The 10,860-nt window shown below is 67.4% G+C and carries 12 protein-coding genes and 1 tRNA gene; 3 read left to right on the forward strand and 10 right to left on the reverse strand.

The features are described 5' to 3' along the window. Positions 1-3 precede the first annotated feature (3 nt). Genes ccmA through yajC form a run of 5 tightly spaced genes read right to left on the reverse strand, consistent with a single transcriptional unit; the run spans position 4 to position 4,007 of the window. The gene (ccmA, locus tag IT40_RS20880; protein ID WP_036759378.1) at positions 4-636 is read right to left on the reverse strand and encodes a heme ABC exporter ATP-binding protein CcmA; all 633 of its coding nucleotides are present in this window, start codon (positions 634-636) and stop codon (positions 4-6) included. Continuing rightward, positions 633-989, reverse strand: a complete 357-nt coding sequence (locus IT40_RS20885; protein ID WP_084197336.1) for an Mth938-like domain-containing protein — start codon at positions 987-989, stop codon at positions 633-635. The genes ccmA and IT40_RS20885 overlap by 4 nt, the downstream gene beginning before the upstream one ends. Beyond that, positions 989-1,981, reverse strand: coding sequence for a protein translocase subunit SecF (gene secF, locus IT40_RS20890; protein WP_036759380.1), 993 nt, complete (start codon positions 1,979-1,981; stop codon positions 989-991). Before secF ends, IT40_RS20885 begins: the two co-directional genes overlap by 1 nt. Before the next feature lie 12 nt (positions 1,982-1,993). Further along, a complete protein-coding gene (gene secD, locus IT40_RS20895; RefSeq protein WP_036759382.1) occupies positions 1,994-3,658 on the reverse strand; it encodes a protein translocase subunit SecD in 1,665 nt (554 codons plus the stop codon). A 16-nt stretch (positions 3,659-3,674) separates the two neighbouring features. Then, complete coding sequence (gene yajC / locus IT40_RS20900; RefSeq protein ID WP_036759383.1) at positions 3,675-4,007, reverse strand: preprotein translocase subunit YajC; 333 nt, start codon at positions 4,005-4,007, stop codon at positions 3,675-3,677. 411 nt (positions 4,008-4,418) lie between these two features. On the opposite strand from yajC, the gene mazG reads away from it, so the two are divergent. Then, a complete protein-coding gene (gene mazG / locus IT40_RS20905) occupies positions 4,419-5,174 on the forward strand; it encodes a nucleoside triphosphate pyrophosphohydrolase (RefSeq protein WP_052096197.1) in 756 nt (251 codons plus the stop codon). A 46-nt stretch (positions 5,175-5,220) separates the two neighbouring features. Beyond that, on the forward strand, positions 5,221-6,087 hold the full coding sequence (locus IT40_RS20910) for a phosphotransferase (RefSeq protein WP_243700133.1): 867 nt from the start codon (positions 5,221-5,223) through the stop codon (positions 6,085-6,087). On the opposite strand, the gene dusA is transcribed toward IT40_RS20910, so the two are convergent. From dusA to IT40_RS20925, 3 genes are all read right to left on the reverse strand, one after another. Further along, positions 6,071-7,081 (reverse strand): tRNA dihydrouridine(20/20a) synthase DusA, encoded by a 1,011-nt coding sequence (gene dusA / locus IT40_RS20915; RefSeq protein ID WP_084197339.1) that lies wholly within the window; start codon positions 7,079-7,081, stop codon positions 6,071-6,073. The genes IT40_RS20910 and dusA overlap by 17 nt on opposite strands. Positions 7,082-7,347: 266 nt before the next feature. Continuing rightward, on the reverse strand, positions 7,348-7,923 hold the full coding sequence (locus IT40_RS20920; protein ID WP_208021289.1) for an outer membrane protein: 576 nt from the start codon (positions 7,921-7,923) through the stop codon (positions 7,348-7,350). 348 nt (positions 7,924-8,271) lie between these two features. Then, positions 8,272-8,348, reverse strand: a tRNA-His gene (locus IT40_RS20925). 115 nt (positions 8,349-8,463) lie between these two features. On the opposite strand from IT40_RS20925, the gene IT40_RS20930 reads away from it, so the two are divergent. Beyond that, positions 8,464-8,691, forward strand: coding sequence for a DUF6324 family protein (locus IT40_RS20930; RefSeq protein WP_024844535.1), 228 nt, complete (start codon positions 8,464-8,466; stop codon positions 8,689-8,691). Here IT40_RS20930 and IT40_RS20935 read toward each other — a convergent pair. Both IT40_RS20935 and IT40_RS20940 read right to left on the reverse strand, forming a co-directional pair. Continuing rightward, positions 8,672-9,148, reverse strand: coding sequence for an MmcB family DNA repair protein (locus tag IT40_RS20935; RefSeq protein ID WP_036759385.1), 477 nt, complete (start codon positions 9,146-9,148; stop codon positions 8,672-8,674). The two genes, IT40_RS20930 and IT40_RS20935, sit on opposite strands and share 20 nt — an antisense overlap. 335 nt (positions 9,149-9,483) lie before the next feature. Next, positions 9,484-10,404 (reverse strand): DUF481 domain-containing protein, encoded by a 921-nt coding sequence (locus IT40_RS20940; RefSeq protein ID WP_036759386.1) that lies wholly within the window; start codon positions 10,402-10,404, stop codon positions 9,484-9,486. Positions 10,405-10,860 lie beyond the last annotated feature (456 nt).

Genomic DNA, 10,860 nt, shown 5'->3' on the forward strand with positions numbered 1-10,860 from the left:
CCCTCATCCGAATACCTCGTTGAAACCGGCCGGCCGCGATTCGCGGCGCGTGCGGGTGGCGCGATAGGGGCCAAGCTCCAGGATCTCGGCCTCGGGCAAGCCCAGTTCGATATGAGTGGCGATCACCGCCGCCCCGCCCCGCCCCAGATGGGCGCGCAGCATCCCGGCGAACAGCGCCACCGAATCGCGGTCCAGCGATACCGTCGGCTCGTCCAGCAGCCAGACCGGACGCCCCGTCACCATCAGCCGCGCCAGCCCCAGCCGCCGCTTCTGCCCGGCGGAAAGCGCATGCGCCGGGCGCTCGGCCAGGTCGCGCAGGTTCATCGCCTCCAGCGCTCCGGCGATGTCATGGCCGCCGAAGATCTCGGACCAGAAGCGCAGGTTCTCGGCCGCGGTCAGCGCCGGCTTCAGCCCGTCGGAATGGCCGGCATAGGCGATGGCGTCGGGCGCGGCCTCGATCACGCCGGCGACCAGCGGCTGCAGCCCGGCCAGCGTGCGCAGAAGCGTGGTCTTGCCGACGCCGTTCGGCCCGCGCAGCACCAGCGCGCCGCCGGCCTCCAGGTTGAAGCTGACGCCCTCGACGGCACGCAGCCCGCCCCGCGCCACGGCCAGGTCGCGGACCGCGAGCAGGCTCATAGCGGGATCAGCGCGCAGGCCACGCGCCGGCCTTCGGACAGCGTGACGTTGTAGCTGCGCGCGGCCGAGGGCGAGTTCATCGGCTCGGCCATCACCCCCGCGGCGTCCAGCGCCGCGGTCAGGTCGCGGGGCGGAAAGGCTATCTCGGCCCCCATGCCCAGGAAAAGCACGTCCACCTGGCCGGCCAGCGCCAGCAGGGGCGCGCGGTCATCCAGCCCGCCCCAGGGCTGCACGCCCGCGGCGGTGACGATCACCCCGCCATGATGCACCACGCCGCCGACGCGAAAGAAGCCGGGGCCGTAGCCGTCCACCGGCACGGCCCCGGAAAATTCCGTCGGCACCATCATCGGCATCAGGGCGCGTCCCGGAAAGCGGCGGGAATGTCCTCGCCCGGCGCCTTTTCCTTGGGATCGGGCTTGGACCAGTCGCGCTTGACGCCCAGCCACAGCACGATGTTCTTGGCGACATAGATCGTCGAATAGCAGCCCACGATCACGCCCCAGAGCATGGCGATGACGAAGTCGCGGATCACGTCGCCGCCAAAGATCAGCATGGCGGTCAGCGCGATGGCGGTCGTCACCGCCGTCATGATGGTGCGCGACAGCGTCTCGTTGCAGGTCAGGTTCATCAGGTCGAGCAGCGGCCGCGTCTTGTACTTGATCAGGTTCTCGCGCAGCCGGTCGAAGACCACGACCGTATCGTTGCACGAAAAACCCAGCGTGGTCAGCAGCGCCGCGATGGTGGTCAGGTCGAAGCGCAGCTGGAACAGCGAGAACAGCCCGACCGTCAGCAGCACGTCATGGATCAGCGAGATCACCGCCCCCAGCGCGAACTGCCATTCGAAGCGCAGCCAGATATAGAACATGATGCCGATGGTCGCGGCACCCACCGCATAGAGGGCGGTCTTGATCAGCTCGCCAGAGACCTTGGGCCCGACCGATTCCACCGCGGCAAAGACCACCTGCGGGTCGACGGTCTTCAGCGCCGCCTCGATCTCGTTCAACTGCTCGGGCGTGACCGATCCGGTCTCGTCGGTCGTGCCGATGCGGATCATGGCGACATGCTTGGTGGTGCCGAAGGCGGGGTCGAAGACCTCGGTGATCGAGACATCGCCCAGGTCCAGATCGCTCATCGCCTGGCGATAGTCGCCGACCTCGAAGGCGGTCGGGCTTTCGGTGCGGATGGTGGTGCCGCCCTTGAAGTCGATGCCGAAGTTCAGCCCCATCACCAGCAGCAGCAGGACCGATCCGACCATGGCCGCGGCCGAGACGCCGAAGCTCAGCCATTGCCAGCGGAAGAAGTTGAAGGCGGTGTTGTCGGGAACGAGTTTCAGACGAAATGCCATGGTCCTGCTCCCTTACAAGATCAGTTCTTTGGGCTTGCGCCATTCCAGCCAGAACACGATCATCAGCCGCGTCAGGTAGATCGCGGTAAAGACCGAGGTGACAAGGCCGATGGTCAGCGTGACCGCGAAGCCCTTGACCGGACCCGAGCCCAGGAAGAACATCACCGCGGCGGCGATGAAGCTGGTGACGTTGGCGTCGATGATCGCCGACATCGCCTCGCTGAAGCCGTCGTCGATGGCCTTGACGATGCGCTTGCCGGCGCGCAGTTCCTCGCGGATGCGTTCGTAGATGATGACGTTGGCATCCACCGCCGTGCCGACGGTCAGCACGATGCCGGCGATGCCGGGAAGCGTCAGCGTCGCCCCCATCATCGACATGACCGACAGGATCAGGATGACGTTGACGATCACCGCGATCGAGGCGAAGACGCCGAACAGCCCGTAGCTTGCGACCATATAGGCCACCACGGCGACCGTGGCGATGATCGAGGACAGCCGGCCGGCGTCGATCGAATCCTGCCCCAGCTCCGGGCCGATGGTGCGTTCTTCCAGGAAGGTCATCTCGGCCGGCAGGGCGCCCGCGCGCAGCAGCACGGCCAGCCGGGTCGATTCGTCCACGTTCATCGCGCCCGAGATCTGGCCCGAGCCGGTGGTGATCGCCTGCCGGATCACCGGGGCCGAGATCACCTGGTTGTCCAGCACGATGGCGAAGGGCTGGCCGATATTGGCCGAGGTATAGGCCCCGAACCGCTTGGCGCCCGAGGGGCCGAAGCGGAAATCGACCGCCGGCGCGCCGTTCTGGTCGAAGCTGGGCCGGGCGTCGGTCAGATCCTCGCCGGTGACGACCGGGCTTTCCTCGATCACGTAATAGACGCCGGGCTCGTCCATCGAGGGCAGCAGCACATTGCCGGTGCCGGGGCGGGCATTGGCGTCGGCGGTGCGGCTGACCACCGGGTTGAAGGTCAGCTTCGCCGTGGTGCCGATCAGCTGCTTCAGCTCCTCGGCCGAGCCGATGCCGGGCACCTGGATCAGGATGCGGTCCTTGCCCTGGCGCATGATCGTCGGCTCGCGCGTGCCGACCTCGTCGATGCGGCGGCGGATGATCTCGAGGCTCTGCTGCACGGTGCGGTCGTCGGTCGCGGCCTTTTCCGCATCCGAAAGCTGCACGGTAAGCCGGTTGCCCGAGGCCGAGATCGCCAGGTCGCTTTGCCCCGCGCCGGTCAGCGAGGTGACGGGCACGGCAAGGCCGCGGGCGATCTCGACCGCCTTGGCCATCTGGTCGGGATTGCCGATCTCGACCGCCAGCTGCCCCTCGGGCGCCTGGACGCGGCGGACGGCGCCCACCACGTCGCGCTGCGCCGCCAGCGCGTCGCGCAGCTCGGGCCAAAGCGCATCCATGCGCGCCTTGTAGACATCCCGGACATGTACCTCGCCCAGAAGATGGGCGCCGCCGCGCAGGTCCAGGCCCAGGTTGACCAGCCCCGAGGGCAGCCAGTCGGGCCAGCCGGCGCGGGCGGCGGCGTCTTCCTGGGATTCGAACCCGTTGCGTTCGGCGGCGGTGACGGCGTCGTTATGCTGCTCGACCCGGCTGTAGAACAGGTTCGGCATGGCATAGAGCAGACCCAGGGCGACGAGCCCCAGGATCAGCAGACGCTTCCAGAATGGGATGTCCAGCATGGCGGGATGCGGTTCTTCAGCTGTTGGCGGCGGCGGGTTGGGTGCGGTTCACGAGCCCGGTCACGGTCGAGCGGATCACGCGGACCTTGACGCCGGGGGCGATCTCGACCTCGAGCTCGTTCTCGCGCACCGAGGTCACCTTGCCGATCAGCCCGCCCTGGGTCACGATCTCGTCGCCCTTCTTCAGCGCCTCGACCATGGCGCGATGTTCCTTCACGCGCTTCTGCTGCGGGCGGATCATCAGGAAATACATGATGACGAAGATCAGGATGAGCGGCAGGAACGAGGCGAGTCCTGCAGCGCCGGAAGCGCCTCCGGCGGCCTGGGCATAGGCGGGGGTCACGAGCATTAAGTCTATCCCTGTGCTGTCGTTCTCCGGGCGATCCCCCGGCGGAATTGGCGCGCACCCTATCCGCGGCTCGGACCGATGGCAAGAAAGCCGATGGCTGCTCGCCGCACTGGCGCAGGGGGGCTCCGCCCCCGTCCTTCGGACTCCCCCGGGATATTTGGGCACGAAAGAAAGGCCCGCGCTTCTTTCGTGTCAAAATATCCTGGGGGAAGCGCGGAACGCGCTGGGGGCAAAGCCCCCGCTGAAAGGTGCCGTGGACACGGGCGGCGGGCTGTGGCAGGTCAATGCGGGCCAAGCCTAGCAAGGGGGATCACGATGGCTGAGGACAAGGCGCCCCATCCCGCGCCGGACCATCCCGCACTGGCCCGCGATGCGGCCGATCGCACCGGCATCCGCCGCCTGCTGGCGATCATGGCCGCGCTGCGCGACCCGCAGGCCGGCTGCCCCTGGGACATCGAGCAGGACTTCGCCTCGATCGCGCCCTACACCATCGAAGAGGCGCATGAGGTCGCCGACGCCATCGCGCGCGAAGCCTGGGACGAATTGCCTGGCGAGCTGGGCGACCTGCTGCTGCAGGTGGTTTTCCACGCGCAAATGGCGGCCGAGGCGGGCATGTTCGACTTTGCCGGCGTGGTCGAGAAGATCTCGGACAAGATGATCGACCGCCACCCGCATATCTTCGGCGACGAATCCCGCGACAAGTCCGCCGCCCAGCAGATCAAGGATTGGGAGGCGATCAAGGCCCGCGAACGCGCGGCCAAGGCGGAACGCGGCGTGCTGGACGGGGTGGCACTTGGCCTGCCGGCGCTGACCCGCGCAGTCAAGCTGCAGAACCGCGCCGCCCGCGTCGGCTTCGACTGGCCCGGCCCGGCCGAGGTGCTGGACAAGATCACCGAGGAGGCGCGCGAGCTGGTCGAGGCCAGGGGCGGCTCCGATCACGCCCATTTGACCGAGGAATTCGGCGACCTGATGTTCGTGATGGCGAATCTGGCCCGGCATCTGGAGATCGACCCCGAGGAGGCGCTGCGCCTGGCCAATGCCAAGTTCACCCGCCGCTTCCGCTCCATCGAGGCGGCGCTCGCCGCCCAGGGCCGCCGCCCCGAGGACAGCGACCTGGCCGAGATGGACGCGCTGTGGAACGAGGCCAAGGCTGCCGAACGCGCCTGATCCGCTGGCCGCCCTGCCGCCGCTGGCCGGAATCGAGCCGCTGCGCGTGGCGCGCGACCGGCCCGACCGGCTGGTGGTGCAGATCCGGCTGGACGGGCGGCCGGCCTGGCTCCGGCAGTTCCGCGGCGCCGATCCGGCCGCCGGCGTGACCCAGGCCCTGATGCGGCTGCATCGGGCGGCCGAACTGCTGGGGCAGGATCTCGACGCCGTCGCCCCGCCCCTGCTGGCCCTGCCCGAACGGGGCATCCTGATCACCGCGCCGGCTCCGGGCCGGCCCATGGCGCAGCTGCTGGCCGAGGCGGACCCGGTGGAACGCGCCGCGCTGATCGCGCGCATCGGGGTTTGGCTGCGCCACCTGGCCGCCGCGACGCGCGCCCGCGGCACCTTCGGCCCGCGCTTCTGGCTCAACGGGCTCGAGGCGCGGATCGCGGCGGCCTCGGGGGGCTGGATCGACGCCGACCTGGTCGCCGGCCACATGCGGCGGATGCGGGCCGAGGCCGCCCCGCTGCGCGGCGCCGCGGTCGAGCGCGGGCTCTGCCACGGCGACCTGACGCCCGACAACCTTTTCGCCGACGAGCCCCGCCCCGGCGCGCTGCGGCTGACCGCCATCGACATGCAGGGCGCGACCGAAATGGCGCTGGCCCGCGACATGGCGCGGCTGCTGGTCTGGCTGGAAAGCCGGCGTGCGGAGCCGCCGGGACGGACGCGGGACGGGATCGCCCTGGCCGACTGGCAGGCGCTGGCCGGGGTGCCGGGCCTGCTGGCGCCGGACCAGGCGCGGATCCTGCGTTTCCTGATCGGCGAATTGATGCTGGCCTATTATCTCGACAGCGCCCGCCAGCCGGTGCGGCGCCGGGCGCTGGTCCGGGCGATACGGGCCTGGGCCAAGGACAAGGTCACGCCGGCGCCATGACCTCGGCCAGCGCCGCATCATAGACCGCCAGCGCCTCGGCCCGGTCGCGGGCTCGCGATGCGCCTTCGGACAATTGCCGCCGCCAGCCGCGCGCGCCGGGCCGGCCGTGGAACAGGCCCAGCATGTGCCGCGTCGCCTGATGCAGCCGCCCGCCCTGGGCCAGATGCGCATCGACAAGGTCGCGCAGCGCCCGCGCCGCCTCCAGCGGACCGGCAAAGCGCGGCTCCTCGCCCCACAGCCGGTCGGCCTCGCCCAGGATGTCCCAGGGCTGGTGATAGGCCGCGCGCCCGACCATCACCCCGTCCATCGCCCGCAGGTGATCGCGCACCGCGTCGAGCGAGGCGATGCCGCCGTTAACCGACAGGTGCAGGTCGGGAAACGCCTGCTTCATGCGATGCACCAGCGGATAGTCCAGCGGCGGAATCTCGCGATTCTCGCGCGGCGACAGGCCCTGGAGCCAGGCCTTGCGGGCATGGATGGTCATGCGGCGCACGCCCACGTCGCGCATGCGGGCGATGAAATCGGGCAGCACCGCCTGAGGCAGCTGATCGTCCACGCCGATGCGGCATTTCACCGTGACCTCGACCGGGCTGGCGGCGACCATCGCCGCGACGCATTCGGCGACCAGTTCCGGCCGGGTCATCAGCACGGCACCGAAACAGCCCGATTGCACCCGGTCGCTGGGGCAGCCGACGTTCAGGTTGATCTCGTCATAGCCCCAATCGGCGCCGATCCGCGCCGCCTCGGCCAGCTGCGCCGGGTCAGAGCCGCCCAGCTGCAACGCCACCGGATGCTCGGCCGCGTCGAAATCCAGGAGCTTGGCCCGGTCGCCAAAAACCAGCGCCGGGGCCGTCACCATCTCGGTATAAAGCAGCGCGCGGCGTGACAGCAGCCGGTGGATGCGGCGGCACAGGCTGTCGGTCCAATCCATCATCGGCGCGACGGAAAGCCGCGCGCTGTTGTTTTTGTTGATGAAATTATCCGTCTCAGCCATTTCCAGCACTGGTCGCGCCGCCCGATCCTGTCTTGTTCCCGCCTGCGAATCGCGGGGTCTTGGCAAATCCCAGGGAACCACCGCCCCAGCGCCGCTCCGGGAACGGCATCGCCGTCTATACCGCACAGGCACCGGCAGCGCCACCTTGGGGATTCGACCCCCGAAATCATCAAGGGGCGCTTTCCGGGATATTGAAAAGCCGCCCATGGGGCGGCTTCATTGTCGCGACAACCATCGGCCGGTCATAAACGACCGGCCGGGTTTTGTCAGAACCGATACGACGCCCGGATCTGGACCATATCCGCATCAAGGTCGATATTGGTGCCGTCCACATCCGAGAAATCGGCATGGCTGTATTCCAGGCCGGCCGAGAAATTGTCGGTCAAAAGGAAATCGGCGCCAATGCCATAGGTCAGGCCGGTTTCCTTGGCATCCTCGCCCGAAAGACGCGCGGCACCCAGGGTCACATAGGGCTGGAACTTGCCCATGTCGTAGCCGGCACGGGCGCGCAGGCGCCACAGGTCCGCGCTGCCGTCGAAATCGTCATGCTCGACATTGTTGTAGTCCAGTTCGCCGCCCAGGACGAACTGGCCGAAATCGCGCAGATAACCGGCGTGCAGGCCAAGCGCGTCGAAATCGCCCGCATCGACGGTGACGCCGGGAACCGAGGCGTCGAGGCTGCCCTGCCCGTATTGGAGGCCGGCGTAGAACCCGGTCCAATCGACATCGGCGCGGGTTTGCGCGACGGCCACCGGCTGCTCAACGACCGGAGGAACATATCCCCCGGCAAAGGAGGCGCCCGCAACAAGGCTGGCCGCGGCGGCATAGAATGCAGCTTTCAACTTCATCTCCGTAAGTCATGCGAATGCTCGCCGGCGGCGCATATCGGCAAAGCCGCGCCCGGAAAAGCGGCCGGAAAAAGCCGCGAGGGCGATGTGATATTTTTATGACTCGGGCAGTTGCATATCATGCCTGCGCCGGAGCTTTATAAGCTCAAGCCGACGATCCCGCGCCGATGAAAACACGACATCCTAGCCGCGGCACAGCAGGCCGCCGCCCTGCCCCAGGCAACCGACGGGGCGCTGCCCTGGACCGGGAATCGCTGGGGCGCAAGCCGCACCGCGTTCAAACGGCCGTCGCCTGCACGGATCATGATCCGTCCGGCTTCTTGCGCTTGGTGGCTGATTGGATGGTACCGCCTCCCCGGCTCGAACGGGGGACCTCTAGATCCACAATCTAGCGCTCTAACCAACTGAGCTAAGGCGGCACAGGCGGGTATCTAGCGCCAGCCACCGGGCTGCGCAAGCCCGTCTTGCCGGAAATTCGCATGCGGGTTAAGGAAAATCCCCGGATCCATGAGGCCAGGCGCCAGGAGAGCCAGCATGAGCATCAACAGCCAAAGCGACATCGCCGCCAATCTTCAGATCGGCCCCACCGACCGCGGCATGGTCAGGATCTATGTCGAGGCCGAGAACGTCGACCTGCCGCTGGACTTCGACCCCGACGAGGCCGAGGAAATCGCCGAGGAACTGCTGGCCGCCGCCGAGGCCGCGCGCAGCATCGGCGGCCCTTCGAAACCCGGCAAGGACGTCAGGAAGCCGCGCCGCTGATCCCCATCGGATCGGTCAGCGCCAGAAGCCGCGCGGTCGAGACGCGGGCGATGTCGCGCAAAAGCCGGCTGCGCCGCGCCCCGGCCAGCCGCGATTCGGGGGCCATGCGCACCAGCTCGGCCCCCCAGCTGTCGGCGCGGATCAGGCCCGAGCCCTGGGGCAGCAGGTCTTCGGGGAAATCGGCATCCACCGCCCAGAAGAAGCGGTCGCAGAACTGCAGATAGCCCTGCCATTTCCGGTCCGAGACGAAATCGGCCCGGCAGCTCTTGCATTCGACGACCCAGATCTCGCCCCTGGGCGTGACCGAGATCACGTCGACCCGCAGCCCGCCCGCCGGCACGAATTCCGGCAGCGCCGCATGGCCCAGCCCGGCCAGCATCCGCGCCACCCCGCGCGCAAGCCGCTGGCCCGGCAGGGCGGGCAGAAGATCGGCGGTCGGATCGGCGGCGCTGTTCATGCGTCCACCATGAACGAAAGGGAAACATTGCGCAAGCCCGCGCCGCCCTTGCAGCCCATGGGCGGCCGTCCTATCTTTGGGCTGGCGGGTTTCTGCTCTTCTCGTGCGCGGCCATCTTTCTCACTGGCCTATAACTTCACCGAGGGGGCTGGCTCTGTCGGGGCCCTGGTCCCGTTATCCGGTTCCCACCTGGACATCCAGGCTTTCGGGGAAACCTGCGCCGCCACGGTCGCTGCGGTTCCCGCCACCGCTTTCCCCCCTGCTCCCGATGCAAAAAGGGGCGGCCCGAAGGCCGCCCTTGGAGAGAGAGGAGGGATCTTCTTTCTTCTGCTCGATCAGAAGCCGTAGACCAGCGACACGCCCAGCGTGTTGTCGGTGCGGGTCGCGCGATCCGAAACATACTCGGTCTTATAGGAAATCCGGGTCGCGAAGGCTTCCGTCATCTTGAAGTTCAGACCCAGTTCGTTGGTCGCGGTATCGTTCGCGTCCGAGGTCAGATAGTCGGTGTCGTTGGTGATGAAGAACTGGTCGTTGATCCGGTGATAGAAACGCGACGACAGCAGGTAGCCGACTTCGGTTTCCGTGTTGTAGTCGTAGGTCTCGGCGACCGGGTCGATCACGTCCACGGCCTTGGTGTAGCGCACGCCGACGGCGGCCTGCACGCGCCAGGCGGTGGTGTCGTTGTTGATCACGCGGTAACCCGGACCGACGCCGAAATAGGCGTCACGCTTCAGGCGGCCGTCCAAGTCCGCGAAGCTCTCGTCGGTGGCCAGGCTGACCGGATCGTTGGCCAGCGCATCGGTCGTCAGACGACCCAGAGCGAAGCCGTAGAAGCGATCGTTGATGTCATACATGCCTTCGTAGATGACATAGGTCTTTTCGGTATCCGTGTCGCCGGCGTTGTTCTCGCCGTATTCAAGCAGGATACCGACCGATTGCGAGAAGCGGCCCTGGTTCGACGACAGGCGGCCGGCCAGGCTGAAGTCCTGGTTCTCGCTGTTGCCGGTGCGACCGACGTAGCTCAGCGCGACCGAGCCGAACACGCCTTGGCGGCGCTCGGGATTGCCGAAGCGATAGGCGTCGGACGAGCGGTCGAAATCGTCGCGGACCGCCTCCTCGACGTCCCGCATCTGTTCGTTGACTTCCGTGATGCCGGTGGCATCGGCGCCCGTGGCGATTTCGGATTGCGCGAAAGCCGGGGCCGAGAATGCGGCGGCCAGGGCGGTGGCACCGGCGAGGTAAGCAAGCGTCTTCATTGTGTCAGTCCTTTTCCGAACCGTTTCGTGTCCGTGGCACCGCCCTTGCGGAACCACGAGCATCTCTGCTGGCCCAGAGGTAGAACCGTCGCGCCCGACGATAAAGAGGCCCGGAAAACTGCGCAAAAACTCGCAAAAACGTGAAATTCGGCGGGAACCTGCCCATCGGCGGAAAACGGATCATGCGAAAACGTGATGAAACCTTTTCGCCTGCCGGTTGCACGGAATTTTCGGCGCGGCCTCAGGCGGGTAACAGGGCACCACATTGCTAACGAAAGATGACAATGCTGAAACACCGGGATGACGGCAGGGAGTTGCACAAAAAAAAGGCACCTGATCGGCGCCTTTCCGAGATGAAATTGTTGCGAAAGGTCCACAGTGGCGACGCAAAAATGCAGCGCCTGCCGAGCGGGGCCGCGAAATCAGCGCGGGCGGGTGGCGGCGGGGGCCATGGCG

Origin of the sequence: Paracoccus versutus (assembly GCF_000763885.1) — a bacterium.
Classification (GTDB): domain Bacteria; phylum Pseudomonadota; class Alphaproteobacteria; order Rhodobacterales; family Rhodobacteraceae; genus Paracoccus; species Paracoccus versutus.